Origin of the sequence: Rhizobium leguminosarum (genome assembly GCF_019798305.1) — a bacterium.
GTDB classification, from domain to species: domain Bacteria; phylum Pseudomonadota; class Alphaproteobacteria; order Rhizobiales; family Rhizobiaceae; genus Rhizobium; species Rhizobium leguminosarum_U.
In genome coordinates this window covers 24,535-42,109 of record NZ_JAAXDD010000008.1, presented here as the reverse complement: position 1 = coordinate 42,109, position 17,575 = coordinate 24,535, and the positions used below count along the sequence as shown (strand labels likewise).

Annotated in this window: 18 protein-coding genes; 12 read left to right on the top strand and 6 right to left on the bottom strand. The window is 60.8% G+C overall.

The genetic code is table 11. The annotated features are described in order from the left end of the window. Positions 1-103: 103 nt before the first annotated feature. Together cimA and rarD are read left to right on the top strand one after the other, a co-directional pair. Positions 104-1,717 (top strand): citramalate synthase, encoded by a 1,614-nt coding sequence (gene cimA / locus HFO99_RS15475; RefSeq protein ID WP_222362134.1) that lies wholly within the window; start codon positions 104-106, stop codon positions 1,715-1,717. A 207-nt stretch (positions 1,718-1,924) separates the two neighbouring features. Then, the gene (gene rarD, locus HFO99_RS15470; protein ID WP_222362132.1) at positions 1,925-2,839 is read left to right on the top strand and encodes an EamA family transporter RarD; all 915 of its coding nucleotides are present in this window, start codon (positions 1,925-1,927) and stop codon (positions 2,837-2,839) included. 83 nt (positions 2,840-2,922) lie between these two features. On the opposite strand, the gene HFO99_RS15465 is transcribed toward rarD, so the two are convergent. The 3 genes from HFO99_RS15465 to HFO99_RS15455 form a co-directional block, all read right to left on the bottom strand. Beyond that, positions 2,923-3,855 (bottom strand): hypothetical protein, encoded by a 933-nt coding sequence (locus tag HFO99_RS15465; RefSeq protein ID WP_222362129.1) that lies wholly within the window; start codon positions 3,853-3,855, stop codon positions 2,923-2,925. Between the two features lie 96 nt (positions 3,856-3,951). Beyond that, the gene (locus HFO99_RS15460; protein WP_017963690.1) at positions 3,952-4,959 is read right to left on the bottom strand and encodes an alpha/beta hydrolase; all 1,008 of its coding nucleotides are present in this window, start codon (positions 4,957-4,959) and stop codon (positions 3,952-3,954) included. After that, on the bottom strand, positions 4,952-5,845 hold the full coding sequence (locus tag HFO99_RS15455) for an MBL fold metallo-hydrolase (protein WP_222362127.1): 894 nt from the start codon (positions 5,843-5,845) through the stop codon (positions 4,952-4,954). Before HFO99_RS15455 ends, HFO99_RS15460 begins: the two co-directional genes overlap by 8 nt. Before the next feature lie 89 nt (positions 5,846-5,934). Here HFO99_RS15455 and HFO99_RS15450 point away from each other — a divergent pair, with 89 nt between their 5' ends. Further along, the gene (locus HFO99_RS15450; RefSeq protein WP_222362125.1) at positions 5,935-6,870 is read left to right on the top strand and encodes a LysR family transcriptional regulator; all 936 of its coding nucleotides are present in this window, start codon (positions 5,935-5,937) and stop codon (positions 6,868-6,870) included. Between the two features lie 48 nt (positions 6,871-6,918). On the opposite strand, the gene HFO99_RS15445 is transcribed toward HFO99_RS15450, so the two are convergent. Further along, on the bottom strand, positions 6,919-7,542 hold the full coding sequence (locus HFO99_RS15445; RefSeq protein ID WP_097580278.1) for a TIGR00730 family Rossman fold protein: 624 nt from the start codon (positions 7,540-7,542) through the stop codon (positions 6,919-6,921). A gap of 155 nt (positions 7,543-7,697) precedes the next feature. Between HFO99_RS15445 and HFO99_RS15440 the strand changes: the two genes are divergently transcribed. The 5 genes from HFO99_RS15440 to HFO99_RS15420 all read left to right on the top strand — a co-directional run bounded on the left by HFO99_RS15440 (position 7,698) and on the right by HFO99_RS15420 (position 14,041). Continuing rightward, positions 7,698-9,722: a LysM peptidoglycan-binding domain-containing protein gene (locus HFO99_RS15440; protein ID WP_222362123.1), complete on the top strand. Its 2,025-nt coding sequence runs from the start codon at positions 7,698-7,700 to the stop codon at positions 9,720-9,722. Positions 9,723-9,934: 212 nt separating this feature from the next. After that, on the top strand, positions 9,935-11,812 hold the full coding sequence (locus HFO99_RS15435) for an ABCB family ABC transporter ATP-binding protein/permease (RefSeq protein ID WP_222308025.1): 1,878 nt from the start codon (positions 9,935-9,937) through the stop codon (positions 11,810-11,812). Positions 11,813-11,836: 24 nt separating this feature from the next. Beyond that, positions 11,837-12,643 carry a phosphatidylserine decarboxylase gene (locus tag HFO99_RS15430; RefSeq protein ID WP_315857785.1) on the top strand — a complete coding sequence of 269 codons (807 nt, stop codon included), beginning with the start codon at positions 11,837-11,839 and terminating at the stop codon, positions 12,641-12,643. Positions 12,644-12,716: 73 nt separating this feature from the next. Continuing rightward, complete coding sequence (gene pssA, locus HFO99_RS15425) at positions 12,717-13,562, top strand: CDP-diacylglycerol--serine O-phosphatidyltransferase (RefSeq protein WP_222362121.1); 846 nt, start codon at positions 12,717-12,719, stop codon at positions 13,560-13,562. 332 nt (positions 13,563-13,894) lie between these two features. Then, the gene (locus HFO99_RS15420) at positions 13,895-14,041 is read left to right on the top strand and encodes a hypothetical protein (RefSeq protein ID WP_165419150.1); all 147 of its coding nucleotides are present in this window, start codon (positions 13,895-13,897) and stop codon (positions 14,039-14,041) included. 225 nt (positions 14,042-14,266) lie between these two features. Here the strand turns inward: HFO99_RS15420 and HFO99_RS15415 are convergent, their stop codons facing one another. After that, positions 14,267-15,031, bottom strand: coding sequence for an SOS response-associated peptidase (locus tag HFO99_RS15415; RefSeq protein ID WP_222362114.1), 765 nt, complete (start codon positions 15,029-15,031; stop codon positions 14,267-14,269). A gap of 41 nt (positions 15,032-15,072) precedes the next feature. Next, positions 15,073-15,393: a YnfA family protein gene (locus HFO99_RS15410; protein WP_064251408.1), complete on the bottom strand. Its 321-nt coding sequence runs from the start codon at positions 15,391-15,393 to the stop codon at positions 15,073-15,075. 73 nt (positions 15,394-15,466) lie between these two features. On the opposite strand from HFO99_RS15410, the gene HFO99_RS15405 reads away from it, so the two are divergent. The 4 genes from HFO99_RS15405 (at position 15,467) to HFO99_RS15390 (ending at position 17,499) form a co-directional block, all read left to right on the top strand. Beyond that, positions 15,467-15,883, top strand: a complete 417-nt coding sequence (locus HFO99_RS15405) for an NUDIX hydrolase (RefSeq protein WP_222253567.1) — start codon at positions 15,467-15,469, stop codon at positions 15,881-15,883. A 34-nt stretch (positions 15,884-15,917) separates the two neighbouring features. Further along, positions 15,918-16,361 carry a TIGR02301 family protein gene (locus HFO99_RS15400; RefSeq protein WP_222253566.1) on the top strand — a complete coding sequence of 148 codons (444 nt, stop codon included), beginning with the start codon at positions 15,918-15,920 and terminating at the stop codon, positions 16,359-16,361. A gap of 103 nt (positions 16,362-16,464) precedes the next feature. Then, the gene (locus HFO99_RS15395; RefSeq protein WP_003546972.1) at positions 16,465-16,722 is read left to right on the top strand and encodes a hypothetical protein; all 258 of its coding nucleotides are present in this window, start codon (positions 16,465-16,467) and stop codon (positions 16,720-16,722) included. A gap of 18 nt (positions 16,723-16,740) precedes the next feature. Further along, complete coding sequence (locus HFO99_RS15390) at positions 16,741-17,499, top strand: hypothetical protein (RefSeq protein WP_222332906.1); 759 nt, start codon at positions 16,741-16,743, stop codon at positions 17,497-17,499. The last annotated feature ends 76 nt before the right edge of the window (positions 17,500-17,575 follow it).

Here is a 17,575-nt window from a genome sequence, read left to right as displayed (position 1 = left end):
ATGGTGCGGCATTCTCCCGTTAGAATGGTGAGAATGCGGCGGCAACCGGATTGATGGGCAGCATCCGCATTCCAACAACACCCGCTTGGCGGGAGGAAACGACATGAAAGAACGCATCTACCTCTTCGACACGACGCTCCGGGACGGGCAGCAGACGCCCGGCATCGATTTTTCCGTCGAGGACAAGATTGCGATCGCCGCCATGCTGGACGAGTTCGGCCTTGACTACGTCGAGGGCGGATATCCCGGCGCCAATCCGACGGATACCGCCTTCTTCAACGAGAAGCGCACCAGCCAGGCCAGTTTCGTCGCCTTCGGCATGACGAAGCGGGCGGGCGTTTCGGTCTCCAACGATCCCGGCATTGCCGGGCTGCTGCAGGCGAAATCCGACGCCATCTGTTTCGTCGCCAAGAGCTGGGATTATCATGTCGCGGTAGCGCTTGGCTGCACCAATGAGGAAAACCTCGAATGCATCGCCGAAAGCGTCAAGGCAGCGGTTGGCGCGGCCAAGGAGGCGATCGTCGATTGCGAGCATTTCTTCGACGGCTTCAAGGCCAATCCGGCCTATGCGCTCGCCTGCGCCAAGACGGCCTATGACAGCGGCGCCCGCTGGGTCGTGCTCTGCGACACCAATGGCGGCACGCAGCCGCCGGAGGTGCGGGCGATCGTCGAGGCGGTGATCGCCGCCGGCGTTCCCGGCCACTGTCTTGGTATCCATGCGCATAACGACACGGGACAGGCAGTTGCCAATTCGCTTGCCGCGGTCGAAGCCGGCGTCCGGCAGATCCAGGGCACGCTGAACGGCATCGGCGAACGCTGCGGCAATGCCAATCTGGTGACGCTGATCCCGACGCTGGCGCTGAAGAGCGCCTACAACACACGTTTCGAAACGGCGATCGACGAGGAGCGGCTGCTGAACCTCACCCAGCTCTCGCATGCCTTCGACGAGCTGCTCAACCGCTCGCCCGACCACCAGATGCCCTATGTCGGCGCTTCGGCCTTCGCTACCAAGGCCGGCATTCATGCATCCGCCCTGCTCAAGGATCCGCGGACCTATGAACACGTGCCGCCGGAAACCGTCGGCAACTTCCGCAAGGTCATGGTCTCCGACCAGGGCGGTAAGGCGAACTTTATCAATGCATTGAAACGGCGCGGCATCGAGGTTGCCAAGGACGATTCGAAGCTCGACCTGCTGATCTCGATCGTCAAGGAACGTGAATCTATCGGCTATGCCTATGAGGGCGCGGATGCAAGCTTCGAGCTGCTGGCGCGCCGCACGCTCGGCACGATCCCGGAATTCTTCACCATCGAAGGCTTCCGCGTGATGATCGAACGCCGCTTCGACAGTCTCGGCCGTGTGAAGATCGTTTCGGAGGCGGTGGTCAAAATCACCATCGACGGCCAGACGCTGATGTCGGTTGCCGATGCCGAAGGTCCGGTCAACGCACTCGACCTCGCGCTGCGCAAGGATTTCGGCAAGTACCAGCACGAGATCGACGACCTGGTGCTCGCCGACTTCAAGGTGCGTATCCTCAATGGCGGCACGGAGGCAATCACCCGCGTGCTGATCGAATCCACCGACAGCGATGGGGTGCGCTGGTGGACGGTCGGCGTCTCGGAGAACATCATCGACGCTTCGTTCCAAGCGTTGATGGATTCGGTCATCTACAAGCTGATGAAGAACCGGCACCTGGCGGGCAAGATCGCGGCGGAATAAACCCATTCCGCGGCTCGGCGGAGGGGCTCCACCCCTCGCCAGAATACCATTCGCTTCCTTCGGACTCCGCCTGCCACCGCAGGGCGCCGGATCATCGCGTCGTCTCCCGCTTCAAATCCTCTCACCCTTCATTCAACGAAATGAATTGGCCTATTCACGGCGCTTAAGCTAGGCCGGATCAGAAGAAGAACAAAGATGGAAACACCGATGTCGACCGATGCATCCGTTCCGTTGGCCAAGAACGAAGACAGTCCGCGCGGGTTCGCCTTCGCGCTGACGGCTTATCTGCTCTGGGGCTTCCTGCCGATCTACATGAAGGCGGTGGCGCATATCTCGCCGGCCGAGGTGATCGCCCATCGCATCGTCTGGTCGCTGCCGCTGGCGGGCATCGTGCTGATCGTACTCGGGCGCACGCAGGACATCCGCGCAGCGCTCAGCTCGCCGCGCATGCTGGCCATGGCGGCGCTGACGGCGGCGCTGATCACCATCAACTGGGGCACCTATGTCTGGGCGATCGGCGCCGGCCATTCGCTCGACGCAGCCCTCGGTTATTTCATTAATCCGCTGTTCAGCATCTTCCTCGGCGCTATGTTCCTCAAGGAAAAGCTGCAGCCGCTGCAGATCGCGGCGATCGCGCTTGCGGCGCTTGCCGTCGCCATTCTCGCGCTGGACAGCGGCGGCATCCCGTGGGTGGCGCTGACCCTGGCAATCAGCTGGGGGTTCTACGCCCTGTTGCGCAAGACGCTGCCGCTCGGGCCGAACCAGGGCTTCTTCCTCGAAGTGCTGATCCTCAGCGGGCCGGCCCTCCTCTACATCCTCTATCTCGAATTCGGCAGCGGCCAGGGCCACCTCTACCGCACCGGTCTTGCCGACACGACCCTGCTACTCGGCTGCGGCGTCATCACCGCCGTGCCGCTGATGATCTATGCGAACGGCGCCAAGCTGTTGAAACTCTCGACGATCGGCATCATGCAGTATATCGCGCCGACGATGATCTTCCTGATCGCGGTCTTCGTCTTCCACGAGCCATTCGGCACGGCGCGCATGATCGCCTTCCCGCTGATCTGGGCGGGGCTGTTTCTCTATAGCTGGTCGATGCTGAAGGGAAGCCGAGGGCACTAGATGCGAGCTTTTGCTGGCCACAGCCCGAAGCATGTGGTCGGTGCTCCGTAACGATCGATCCATCAAAGCAGGAGCGCGTCGGCTCAAAGGCAGGACAGCAGCGCTGTGCGGACAAGGATTCCGGCCAATGCGCTTACGACGGCGACGCCTGCCACCGACCGGAGCGCTGGCACCGAAGCGATAAGGATGGAAAGACCAGGAAGGTCGAGAGGGTTTAGCAGAAATGCGGACCCGCGAATTATTTTCTCAGGCTGAAGACTTAGCTCCTTGTGGACGTCGAGTAACAGGGTGACCGCTGCACTTGATCCTGCCAGGCACTTTGTGAGGAAGAACAGGACATCCTGCTGCGAGCCGCCGAGCAACTGAAGCAATGGCAGCGCGACGGACGTGAAGGCCGAAAGTGCGCCTGTGCTTTGGATAAGCCTGACCATTAGAAGTGAGATCACCAGCACCGGCAGGGTTGCAGAAATGACCCGAACGGCGTCTGCGCCACCGCGGTTGATCGCCGTCAGCAGATCGAGCCTTGCGGCGACGGACTCATCCGCCTTGTAACAGGAACAGATCTGTCCAGACTGGGAACGGCGCCCAACCAGCCAGCAGGCAAGAGTGGAGGCCACAAGCGCTCCGCAAATACCGTTCACGATGATCAAGCCGGGATCGACACCGAGACTTGCGAGCGGAAAACTGGCATTTGCCGGCGCGGCCGCAAGCACCGCGGCAAAGGCAGCGGCCCGACATCTCTCCGACGTCCCCTTGTGCGCCATGAGCGACAGGGCCGAGACCGGTGCAGCCGAACTGACGAGGCTGAGCTGGATAATCGCCAAGGCTCCGAAACCGTCCAGACCGAACAATCCGAAGAGCGGATTGGCCTTGCCGGCGATCCATCGCAATGCCCTCATGCCTTCGAGATAGCGCATCAGCGAGAAGGTCACGATCATCAACGGCAGAAAGGTGAATATTGCTATGTCGACGGCACTTCGTCCGGCATCCAGAATGGCGGTGATCAGAATTGTCATGGGAACGAGTGGCTTGATGGCCGCGCCGGACTTGCGGCGGACTTAACGGAGGAAACGGGCTCCGAAATCCGATCCCGGAGCCCGTTCGTTCAAATTCTATTCCGGTTGGAAGGATTCATCGAAAAAGCGGGCAACCTCGGAATAGGCCTGCATGCGGTTGGTTTCCATGAGAGCGAGGTGCGTCGCCTCCCCGATTCCCACCCATCGCCTGTAGGAGGCGCCGGTCAGTTGCTCGAAATAGGTCCGCGCCAGATCAAGCGGAACGTCGATGTCCCATTCGCCGTGCAACAGCAGCACCGGAGAGCGGATTTCGCTCGGCCGATAGTAGGGATTTCCAGATCGCCAGTAGGTGCGGATGTCCTGGATCGGCCCATTCGTGGCCCGAAGTTTGCCTTGCTCCCTGTCAGCCTGCGACGTCTCTTCCGAAAGGGTCAGTTTGGCCCAGAGGTCGAACCAGCCCTCCGGCACAAGTCGCTCACGCGCGTATTCGGGTGCGGTGCTCAGCCAACGCGCCAAGGCCGCATGGACTGGGACAAGCCGATATGAACCGAGGACACCACCCTGGTCGATCGGGATGGGAACGTCGCTCAGCCATTGCGGCGCGAGCAGTGCAAGCTTGACGATCTTGTCGCCGTTGCTCGCAGCATATGCGCCGGCCACGGTGCCGCCCCAGGACATTGCGAAGACGTTGACGGCGTTGAGACCGCGAAGTCGAAGGACGAAATCGACAGCCGTTGCGAAGTCCATGACGCCAGTGTCGGTGCCGACAAGCGGCGGGTTGAGATCGGGCTCCGTCTGCATTTCCGGCGGGCGGGTCGACTTTCCATAGCCCCGGACATCAACCGCAAAGACATCGAAGCCTTGATGGGCGAGGAAGTCTATGAAAGACATCCCGTTGAAGGGAACATCGTAAAGACTTCCGGACGAGAAGGTCGCCCCGTGCACCATTACGATTGTTTTCTCCGCGAGAAAGGCTTTGTGATCTCTCCTTCGCTTATTGCGGAGATAGAGCTTGATGCCATCGGTTCCGCTATCGACGTAATGCTCGTCGAATACGATCTCGCCTGCGTCAAAAGCTGAAGATGCGAGCTTGTTCTCAGACATAGGACCACCTGAATTTTTCGCCGTCGCGGGTCACATAACCAGCAGACGAGCCGGGGAAATGCGTGGAGAAGTAAATGGCACGATTATCGGCTGCGAACTCGAGGACACGCCGTCTGGACTGGGCAGCCTGATCTAGGAATTCGCAGAACACCGTGTTGAGGTCGGGACGCTCCACCTGGATCGGATGGTGCATAACATCGCCGCCAAAAAACGCCGCTTCCTTGTCCGATTCCAGAATAACGGACATATGGCCGATGCTGTGGCCAGGTGTCGGCAAGAAGGTGAATCGATCCTGGAAAGGACCGCCTGCGCTATCGATGAAATCAGCAAGCCCTGCCTCGATAACGGGCCGCACGCTGTCTTCATAGACGCCGGAACTAGGAATGTTGACGTCGTTGTGGCTTGCCGTTGACGAGTAATATTCCTGCTCGGCGCGGGGGAAGATGTAGCGCGCATTTTTGAAAGTGGGGATCCATCTTCCGTCCTCAAGCACGGTATTCCAGCCGGAATGATCGACGTGGAGATGGGTATTTATGACGAAGTCGACGTCTTCCGGCCCGACCCCCGCCTGGCGCAGCCTCTCGAGAAACGGGATGGTCTGATGGTGGAAGCCGGGATTACGTGGTCTTTCCTTGTCGTTGCCCGAGCCGGTATCGATGAGGATGATGTGGTCGGGCGTCCTTATGAGCCAAGTGTGTATACTCACCACAAGGGCATCGCGGCCCTCTTCCATATCGACGGCGGAAAGCCGCGGCTCGATCGCCCTGAATTCCTCAGAAGCGGCAGCCGGATAGAGAAACGAGGGCGGGACGTTGTGCAGATACTGCTCCTGCACCTTCCTCACCGTCACGCCGGCAATACGATATTCCTTTCCAAGATCGCTCATGGAATTTCCTTTCGAGTTGAACTGGAACCGGGGACAGCGCTGTCTGATGCCTATGGACAATAGGGAGATTCCGTGCAACGATCAAATCGATGAATGAAATTGTCTCCATCGATCATTTCAATTTGTGGTCCTTCGACTTGAACCTGCTCGTCGCATTCGATGCGCTCATGAAGGAGCGGAGCGTGACGAAAGCTGCTGTTCGTCTGAAAATCCAGCAGCCTGCCATGAGCCACAATCTCGGAACTCTTCGCACACTGCTTCAGGATGAGCTGTTCGTGCGTGTCGGCCAGGTCATGCAGCCGACCCATCGCGCGCTGCGTTTCGCCGAGGCGGTGGAGCAGATACTTAGCCGTACGCAGCAGGCGATCGTAACGCCTAATGCCTTTGAGCCCGGCAAGGCCGAGCAGATATTCCGTATCGGCTTTTCCAGCGAGCTTGAGGTGCTGCTCGTTCCGCGTCTCGCCGCTATGTTGAACGAGACGGCGCCCGGCATTAGAGTGCTCGCCCGTGCGGTCAATCCCGAGATGGTCCACAAGCTTCTGGACGACAACGTCATCGATCTCGGCGTCGGCTGCTACGATGACGGCAACAACAGACATCGGCGCAGTCTGCTGTTCGAACAATCACTGATGTGCTGCTACAATCCGAAGCTTCTCGATCTTCCTCAAGCATTGGACCGCGACAGCTATGTCGGGCTGAAGCATGCACTGGTTTCACAGAAGGATGCCATCGAAGGCTGCATTGATGATGCGTTGAAGCGGATCAACGTGCGGCTCGACGTGTCGGTGGCAGCGCCGGAATTCCTGACTGTGCTGACCGCTGCCCTGGAAGCGCCCTTGATCGCGACGCTGCCGACCAGGATTGTGAAGCGATATGCCGACCTGTTTGGCTTGGCAGTCGCCGACGTTCCCCTCGATTTAACGGTAAGCCCGATATCGATGGTCTGGTCGGCGGCAAGCGACAATGATCCCGCCAATCGATGGATGCGATCTCAGGTGACGCAGCTTGTTTCGGCTTATAGCTGAATTCGCTTGCAAAATAGCTTGACCGCGCCAGGGCGGCCGCCTGCCCGCCTACATCTTCGAAATTACCTCGTCCTCGCCGTCGCGATCGGCGGCGAGTTGGGCTGCCTGGGCCATGATCGCCGGAATGATGCCCGAGACGTCATCGACGACGAGCGGCTGAACCCGGTGGGCGGTGTGCAGGAAGCCTTCTTCGGTCATATGGCGCATCAGTTCCATCATCGGATCCCAGAAACCGTTGACGTTGGCAAAGACCATCGGCTTCTCGTGGCGGCCGAGCTGCGCCCAGGTCATGATCTCGACGATCTCCTCCAGCGTACCGATGCCGCCGGGCAGCGCGACGAAGGCATCGGAGCGCTCGAACATGGTGTGTTTGCGCGCATGCATGTCAGGGGTTACAATGAGTTCGTTGAGCTGACCGAGCGAGTGGCGAGTCGCTTCCATATCGATCAGGAATTCAGGAATGATGCCCGTGACCTGACCGCCGCCTGAGAGCACGCCGCTGGCAACCGCGCCCATGATGCCTTTGGTACCCCCGCCATAGACGAGGCGCAGGCCGTATTCGGCGATCTCTCTTCCGAGAGCACGCCCGGCCGCCATGTGGGAAGGATCGCGTCCCGGCCTTGAGCCGCAGTAAACGCAGATGGATCGAATCGATACAGATTGTTCGGTCATGAGGGCAAAACAACTATTCCATTTCAATGCAGTCAAGAAAATTGACTGAAAAGCAGCGTGCCTAGCTTGCCTAATTGCTTTGAATGCTTGTGGAAAGCAACGGGAATCGCTAGCAATTTTGGGTATTACGGCAAATTGCCGCTCTGGGAGACATAATGATGAAGAACCGTGCCGGCTTGCTGGCTCTTGCAGTCCTCGCAATCGCAATCATACTGATGGTGTTTTTCGTCATGCCGCGCATCGGCGGCGATGCAGCCAAGGTCGGCGACGCCATCAACCAAGCGAGCACGGAGCTCAAGAACACGGTTAACGAAGCGGCGAAGACATCGCGCTCCGCTGTGGGCGACGCGGCTGCGGTCGCCGACCAGGTGGGCCGCCTATCGGCCGATGCCGGCGTGTCGCTCAGCGAGCTCAAGGCGCTGTTTGCCGACGGCAAAGGCCCTGCCATCGATGTCTTCACCGCCGCCAAGACCAAGGCCGTCAGCGCGCTGACCGCGCTTGCCGATTTTACAATCCCCGAGGGCCTCGATCCCGCGACCCAGACCCTTGCCGCCAAGGCCAAGGATGGCGGCGCGAAGGCGCTCGCCATCGTCCAGTCGCTGCCTGAGAACATTGCCGATGCGCTTGCCGCGATCGCCAAGGCAGAGGCTGCTTTGACCGGTGCGCCGGAGACCGCCCCTGCAGCGAACACGGCAGCGGAGAATACCGGGCCGAAACTTCCGGCCTTCGACGTTTTGCGCGTCGAGCCCGACGGATCGACGGTGATTGCAGGCTCCGCCGAACCGAACGGCAAGCTCGAGGTGCTCGACGGCGAGAAGGTGGTGACGACGGCCAATGTCGATGCGAGCGGCGATTTTGCTGCCGTTCTCGACGATCCGCTTCCGGCCGGCGACCACCAGCTCGTGCTCAAGTTCACGGACAAGGACGGCAAGAGCACGCTTTCCGACGAAGTCGCGACCATTTCCGTGCCGAAGGACGGCAATGGCGCCAATCTGCTCGCCATGGTCTCCAAACCCGGGACGGCGAGCCGCATCATCACCGCGCCGAAGGCCGGAACCGAAGTTGCCGATGCCTCCAATCCGATGGCGCCGCCTGCGGACAAGCCGGCAACGGGCGAAAGCCCGGCTGCGCCTGCCGCAACAGCTGCACCAACCGGCGAGCTGGCGCTGCAGACGCCGAACCTCACCGACACCTCCTCCGGCGGCGCAGCTACGCCATCGGATAAGACGAATGTGCCCGATGTGATGGTCAATGCCGTCGAAATCGAGGGCAACAAGATCTTTATTGCCGGCACGACGCGCCCCAACGCCAAGGTTATCGGTTATGCCGACGACAGCCTCGTCGGCCAGGATACCGCCGGCTCCGACGGCCACTTTGTCATCGACGGCGTGGTGGCGCTCTCGGTCGGCGACCACAAGATCCGCGTCGATGTCGTTGATCCCACAGGCAAGGTGATCGTGCGCGCGGCGGTGAATTTCAATCGCCCAGCCGGCGACCAGGTGAGGGTCGCCGCGCAATCGGTCCCCGCCGACACCAACGGCGCTTCCTCGATGGTGCCGCTCGACGAAGGCGAACTCGGCAAACTCAAAGCCGAAGTCGGCAAGGCTTTCGGCCTGCTCAAGGGGCTCTTTGCCGATGGCAAGCTGCCAGGTGCCGAGCAGCTCGCCGCGGCGCGCTCGGGAACGGAATTCGCTCTTCGCTCCGTCGCCGATTTCCGGCCTGCGGCCGATGCGCCTGATGTCTTCAAGCAGACGTCAGGCTCCGCCTCTCGGATCGCCGGCAACGCGCTGAAGCTGCTGCAGAGCCTGCCTGGGGATGCGAAGTCCGTCGGCGCCGCACTCGACAAGCTGGGCGGGATCATCGCCGAACTCACCGCTGCACCCGCGCCGGCAACGCCATCTGCAAACGATGTCGGAAGCAACCAGCCGAAGACGATCGAACAGGCGCCGCTGACGGCAAACAATGCGGCGGTCATCATTCGCCGCGGCGACACGCTGTGGCAGATCTCGCGCCGCACCTATGGCCTCGGTGTTCGTTACACGACGATCTACATCGCCAACGAGGACAAGATCATCAATCCCGATCGCATCCGCCCCGGTCAGATCTTCGGCCTACCGAAGGATGTGTTGCCGAATGCCGAAGAGCTGCACCGAAAGCGCATGTCCGGCCATCATCTCTAAGCTGCAAGACAACACGACGAGGCCGGGTGGGATAGGCGCCCGGCCTCGTCGTTTCCTTACCCCTGCATTTGTTGTATTCGTCCGCCTGGCACCCTATCTGGCGGTGGCGGCTGCGCGTTGTGGGAAGCGCTTTCAGGCACGTCCCGGTTCCGTGCTTTTGCCGGCATCGAAGCGCCGCAATCGCGGCAAGCCCATCCGGGCTGGAGACAAGCATGGCAAACGGCAAGACAGTCTCGGAATCCAACCTGCTGCAGACGCTTCTCAACCTCTGGCCCTATATGTGGCCCGCCGGCCGGCCCGACCTCAAGATGCGCGTCGTCTGGGCCTCGGTCTTTCTGCTGATCTCCAAGTTCGTATTGCTGCTCGTTCCCTATTTCTTCAAATGGTCGACCGATGCGCTGAACGGCAGAATGGATCTTGCAGGCTCCGTGCCGCCGCTGCTGGCCGGCGCCATCGCGCTGGTGATCGCCTATAACATCACCCGACTGATCCAGCTTGGCCTCAACCAGTTGCGCGACGCGCTGTTTGCCAGCGTCGGACAACATGCGGTGCGCCAGCTTGCCTACAGGACTTTCGTGCACATGCACGAGCTGTCGCTGCGCTTCCATCTGGAGCGCAAGACCGGCGGACTTTCGCGCATCATCGAGCGCGGCACCAAGGGCATCGAGACGATCGTGCGCTTCACGATCCTCAATTCGGTCCCGACCGTCATCGAATTCCTGCTGACGGCAGTGATCTTCTGGTGGGGCTACGGCTTCTCCTATCTCGCCGTTACCGCCTTTACCGTCTGGGCCTATATCTGGTTCACGATCCGCGCCTCCGACTGGCGCATCGCCATCCGCCGCTCGATGAACGACAGTGATACGGACGCCAACACCAAGGCGATCGACTCCCTCCTCAATTTCGAGACCGTCAAATATTTCGGCAATGAGGAGATGGAGGCAAAGCGCTTCGACAAATCGATGGAACGCTACGAGAAGGCGGCGACCGACGTCTGGACTTCGCTCGGCTGGCTGAACTTCGGCCAGGGCGTCATCTTCGGCATCGGCACGACGATCATGCTGGTGCTGTCGGCGCTGGCCGTGCAGCGCGGCGAGCAGACGGTGGGCGATTTCGTCTTCGTCAATTCGATGCTGCTGCAGCTTTCCGCACCGCTGAATTTCATCGGCTTCGTCTATCGCGAAATCCGCCAGGGGCTGACCGATATCGAGCAGATGTTCGACCTGCTTGAAGTGAAAGCCGAGGTCAACGATGCGCCCGATGCGACAGAACTTCGGATCGGCCAGGGCGCGATCTCCTTCAAGGACGTGCACTTCGCCTACGATCCGGCCCGCCCGATCCTGAAGGGCATTTCCTTTGAGGTGCCGGCAGGCAAGACGGTCGCCGTCGTCGGTCCGTCGGGTGCGGGGAAATCGACGCTGTCGCGCCTGCTCTATCGTTTCTACGATATCCAGAGCGGCGCGATCACCGTCGACGGTCAGGATATCCGCACGGTGACGCAGAAGAGCCTGCGCTCGGTCATCGGGATGGTGCCGCAGGATACCGTGCTCTTCAACGATACCGTCGCCTACAACATCCGCTACGGCCGCACATCGGCCAACGAGGGCGAGGTCTTTGCGGCGGCTGAGGTGGCGCAGATCGCGCATTTCATCGAAATGCTGCCCGAGGGGTTCGAAACCAAGGTCGGCGAGCGCGGGCTGAAGCTTTCGGGCGGCGAGAAGCAGCGGGTGGCGATCGCCCGCACCATTCTTAAAGCACCGCCGATCCTGATCCTCGACGAGGCGACGTCTGCGCTCGACACGACGACGGAACAGGAAATCCAGGAGGCACTCGACCTGGTTTCGAAGAACCGCACGACGCTTGTTATTGCCCACCGGCTTTCGACTGTCATCAGCGCCGATGAAATCATCGTGCTCAAAAGCGGCGAGATTGCCGAGCGCGGAACACATGCCGCCCTCCTCGAACGAAACGGCCTTTATGCCTCGATGTGGAACCGCCAGCGCGAGGCGACACAGGCCGAAGAACATCTGAAGCAGGTGCGCGAAAGCGACGACCTGGGGGTCATAACTCGCCTTGCCCCGGCAAGCTGAGGGGAAACCGACGGCGGCCGGCTTTTGTTGTTCAGAACCCTGGCGTGGGAACCAGGGCCGAGGCGGCAGCATTGCCCCGAAGACGGTTTTTCGCTAACCAGCAAAAATGAAAACGCAAGGAGACCGGCAGCCATGAGCCTGTTCAACACGGTTCGCAACACGATCGTCCCCGTGCACAAGGAGGGTTATCCCTTCGTTGCCGCCTTCTTCGTCGCATCGCTGGTCTTGGGCTGGATCTTCAAGCCGCTCTTCTGGATCGGCATGATCTTCACGCTCTGGTGCGCCTATTTCTTCCGCGATCCCGAGCGCGTGACCCCGCAGGACGACGACCTGGTGATCTCCCCCGCCGATGGCAAGGTCTCGGCGATCCAGATGGTGACCCCGCCGGCCGAGCTCAACCTCGGCTCCGAGCCGATGCTGCGCATCTCCGTTTTCATGAACGTCTTCAATTGCCATGTGAACCGAGCGCCGATGCGCGGGCGAATCGTCAGCATCAACTACCGCTCCGGCAGTTTCGTCAACGCCGAGCTCGACAAGGCGAGCGAGGACAATGAGCGCAATGGACTGGTGATCGAAACCCGCCACGGGCAGATCGGCGTCGTGCAGATCGCCGGCCTCGTGGCGCGGCGCATCCTCTGCTGGGCAAACCCCAACGAGCCGGTGGATGCCGGCGAGCGCTTCGGGTTGATCCGTTTCGGCTCGCGGCTCGACGTATTCCTGCCCGCCGGTGCTGCGCCACGCGTCTCGCTCGGCCAGACGGCGGTTGCGGGAGAAACCGTCATCGCCGAATTCGCCTCCGCCAAGGGTCCCGTCATCAGCCGCCGCAGCTAGAGCGGTTCAGCTTCACGGAAGCGACCGCTGCGCAGTTTTGCTGGAATTGCTTTAGGAACGATTGGAACGCGATATGGAAACGCCTTTTCCGCCTTTCGAGCCCAATGGGCCGGATGATTCCGCCCGCGGCCCGCGTCTGCGCGAAATCCCGCTCCGGCTCGTCTTTCCGAACCTCATTACCATTCTAGCGATCTGCGCCGGGCTGACCGGCATCCGGCTGGCTTTCGAGAATCGTTACGAGCTCGCCGTCGCCATGGTGCTGCTCGCCGCCTTCCTCGACGGTATCGACGGGCGCGTGGCGCGGCTGATGAAGGCGACTTCCAAATTCGGCGCGCAGATGGATTCGCTTGCCGACATCGTCAATTTTGGCGTCGCACCCGCCCTCGTCGTTTATGTCTTCGCGCTCGACCAGGCGCGCTCGCTCGGCTGGATCGCCGCCCTGATCTATGCGATCGCCGCCGGGCTTCGCCTTGCCCGTTTCAACGTCATGGCCGAACGCGAAAACAAGGCGAGCTGGCAATCGGAATATTTTGTCGGCGTGCCGGCGCCGGCTGGCGCTATGCTGGTGCTGCTGCCGGTCTATCTCGGATTCCTCGGGCTGGCGACGGACCGCACCTTCGCCTATCTCTCGTCGATCTATACCGTGCTTATCGCCTTCCTGCTGATCAGCCGGCTGCCGGTCTGGTCGGGCAAATCGGAAGGCAACCGCTTGCGGCGCGATCTCGTGCTGCCGATGATGCTCGGCGTCGTGCTCTATGTGGCTCTGCTGATGAGCTACACCTGGCAGGTTATGGTCTTCACCGTTGCCGCCTACCTCCTATCGCTTCCCTTCGGCGCGCGGAAATGGCAGCGGAAATATGGGACGCTGACGATCGAGGACCCCGGCGTCGGCGACGACGATATCGGCCGGCACATCTGATCTCCGAGCATTTCCGGATTTCTCCAAATGACGGAAATGCTTCTCTCCCTTCGTTCTGACGGATCCCCGGGAAAAGCATGCGTTTTCCCCGGAGAAACCGCGCGCTTATCCGGGTGAAAACTGTTCCGCGCTTTTCCCCAGAAAACCGCTTTCGCACTTTTATTGGAACTACTCTCTTCAGTAAGTTTTAACCAACGTAGGCTTCAGTTAAGCCTCGCGAATTATGGTGCGCGTTTACAAATCCTGATAAGCTACGCCCCCATTTTGTCGCTATTCGTGACGAAACATAAAACTATAAAATACCCAGGGAAGAACCACGTAAGGAGAGTATCGTGACTTCGAAGAAGAGCAGTACCGGCGAACAGCAGGCGGCCAAGCCAGACCTCGCCGCAAACTATCGCCCCGTCGGCCTGAAGGCTGTTGCCGCAGCATCGCTGATGGCGAAGCATAGGCCGACCAGCGTCAAGAAATCCGCGTGAGGCGGAAGGCTTCACATTGGAATCATGCGTGCTTTCGGGTTACATGCGTTAGGCACCGCTGACGAAGTGAATGACGAGGTGATCGCCGGAAATCTCCTGACAACGCTCTGGCGACATAAGCACAACCTGAAAAACGGGATGGACGAAGCGACGCATCGCCGCCGCTTATGTCAGACGTCGGCGCCGATAGGTCGCCGACGGGCCTGCTGGTGCGGCGGATAGTGTTCAGAAGAAGCTGAGCTGGCCGTTGTCAGGCTTTTTCTTCTCGGGCGCCTTCAGCGGCTTTTCGACGACGACCGGCTCCTGCAGGTCGGGACCCATATTGGCAACCTTGTTGACCCTGTCGGAGACCGGGACGGCCTCGAAGAAATTGTCCTGAACGGGCTGCATCAGGTCGACCACTGCGCGCGGTTCCTGAGTTTTGCAATCGAGCCAGCGCGAGAAATCTTCGGGCTTGATGACGACGGGCATGCGATCGTGGATCGCCGATATGGCTGAATTGGCTGATGTCGTCAGGATCGCGCCGGTATCGACCTCGGAGCCGTCGGCCGAAGACCATGTCTCCATCAGCCCGGCAAAGGCGATGACCCCACCCTGGCGCGGCCTGATCCAGTAGGCCTGCGGCAGCTCGCCGCTTTCCTTAGACGGGCGATGCCATTCATAGAAACCGGAGGCCGGAATCAGCACGCGGCGATGACGCATGGCGGCGCGGAAGGAAGCCTTGCCGATCGCGGTTTCGGAGCGCGCGTTGATCAGCAGCGGGAAATCTCTCGGATCCTTGACCCAGCCCGGCGTCAGGCCCCAGCGCACGAGCACGGCGCGCCGGTCGGCCAGGTTGCTGCCCTGCTCCCTGCCCTCGCCGGATATGACGACGAGGATCGGTTGCGTCGGCGCGATATTGTAACGCGCCGGAAAATCGTCGAGATCGACACCGGAGAAGAAGTCGCTCAGGTCGGCGCTGGAGATTGTCAGGGCGAAACGTCCACACATCGGGCTGTCTTTACACCCGGCTCGTGTCCGGTCAAGGCGCCTCAGCCTCTCGGTGCGAAGAGGATGAGGCTGGCGCCGGCAAGGCAGATCAGCGCGCCGCCGATATCGTAACGATCAGGCACGCGGCTCTCGACCAGCCACAGCCAGAGCAGCGAGGCGAGGATATAAATGCCGCCATAAGCCGCGAAGGTACGACCGGCAGCCTCGCTCGGCACCAGCGTCAGAGCCCAGGCGAAAAGCGCCAGAGAGACCATGCCCGGCGCCAGCCACCAGACGGGCTTTTCGAGCTTCAGCCATGCCCAGAAGGCAAAGCAGCCGGCGATCTCGAAGAGAGCAGCAAACGCAAAGATGATGTAGGTCATGGAAGCACCTTTCGAATCTCCGTCGCACTCTTCATCCGATAAGATGGGCGACCACAGCAAGAGCGGGCCACCTATGACCTCCACCGCCAGAGCCGCCTCCTCCGCCATTCTCAAACGAGACAAGCGATTCCTCCTGGTGTTGCGGCGCAATCCGCCTTCCGCCGACATGTACGCCTTTCCGGGCGGGCGCGCCGAGCCCGGCGAAACGCCGGAGCAAACGGCATTGCGCGAACTTCATGAAGAGACCGGCATTTCGGCACGTAATCCGCGGCTGTTGTCGACCTACGATCTGAAGACGCATGCGGCCGACGGCAGCGTCAACAGCCATTTCCTGCTGTCGGTCTTTCGCGTCGATGCGGACGAAGACGCGGTGGCGGAAGCCGCCGACGATGCGGCCGCGCTCGGCTGGTACACGGTGGAGGAAATCCGGCGGCTGCCCGTGCCGCAGAGCGTGCTCGAATGCGCAGAGCGGCTGGCGGGCGGCGAATAGACGTGGAAACTTTGAACCACGCCTTGTTGCTGTCATGCTGAACGTATCAACTACGAGCATGATTCCCGTTCGACGCGTTTTTCTGTCCCTGCTCGTGCTCGCCGGCCCCACGATGGCGCAGGGCAAGAACACGCCACCTGCACAGGAGGAGGAGATTGCGCCGCCGATCGTGAGCGTGCCCTATGACGACAAGCTGGCGCGGTTCGCCGAGGTGCTGGGTTCGGTGCATTATCTGAGAACGCTCTGCAAGGCGCCTGGCGGCGACGAGTGGCGAAACGGCATGCAGCAGTTGCTCGATTCGGAGACGGGCAACGAGCCGCAGCGCAAGGAAAAGCTGACAGCGGCCTTCAATCGCGGCTATCGCGCCTTCGCCTCGGTCTATACGGATTGCACCCCGGCGGCCATCGTGGCAGAAGAGCGCTACCGTAACGAAGGTGCAACACTTGCCACAGAAATTACCTCGCGGTTTGGAAATTGACGTTTAATTAACCTGTTTTCGCATGCGGACGTGTCGTTTTGGGAAAAGGCTGTTAGTGTTGTTAACGGTGCAGTAAGACATGAGAAGTTCTGAGGAAAAGACAATGGAAGCAAGCCTCAACGACATCGACGACATGATCGTCCACGAAAAGATGCAGGCGGCTCTGGAGTACCAGAACGAGGCTTGGGCCGACGGCATGGCCGACGGTATCGAGCCTGAAATCATCGCTGATGCCGCCATTGCACATGCGCTGCGCGAGACGATCAGATTGCATGGGGAAAAGAGCGCCGAAGCCCTGCTGGATTCGCTGCGTGAGCGCATGCTTGCCGGCGAATTCTCCGCGAACCGCACCCTGCAATAATTGTTATCAGAGAGTTTGATGCACACCGGTAAAGAGAACGTTTCGCGAATTTCCCTCGCGCCGGTGCTGCTTGCGTTCAGCCTCGCCGCCGGCAATGTTTTCCTTGCGCCGGCAGCCTACGCGCTTTCCGAACTGCACAAGATCCCCGGCCAGGCGGCCAACGACACGCCGCCCGCACAGGGAAGCGCTCAGGGACAGAGCCAGTCGCAGGGCGGGACGACTCCCGGTGTTCCCATGGCCGATCCGCTGGTCAACAGCCAGAACAATCAGGGTGCCGACAAGACGCCGGGCGCTCAGGACGGTTCCAAGCCCGTCGAGGTGATCTACGACATCAGCAAGGTGCCAGAGCCCGTTCGCAAGATGCGAGAGCAGATCGTCGAGGCGGCCGCCTCCGGCGATCTCGAGCGGCTGCGGCCACTGATGGGCACCGGCGCCGACCAGACGCAGGTGACTGTGGGCGAGCCGACCGACGATGCTATCGGCACGCTGAAGGATCTGTCGGGCGATCCCGACGGAGACGAGATCCTTGCCATCATGCTCGACATCGTCTCGACCGGCTTCGTGCATGTCGGCCAGGGCACAGCAGACGACATGTATGTCTGGCCCTATTTTGCCGAAAAGGACCTGAAGTCGCTGACGCCGCCGGAGCGCGTCGAGCTGCTGCGCATCGTCACCGCCGGCGATCTCTCCGACATGCAGGAATTCGGCGGATATAATTTCTATCGCCTCGGCATTACGCCTGAGGGCAAATGGAAATTCTTCACGGCGGGCGACTGACCCGTCTTGGCTGCGCCTTGTGCGTCTCGCATGGCGCTTGCGATCGAGCTCATGAAGACATACCTCTGAGCGATGA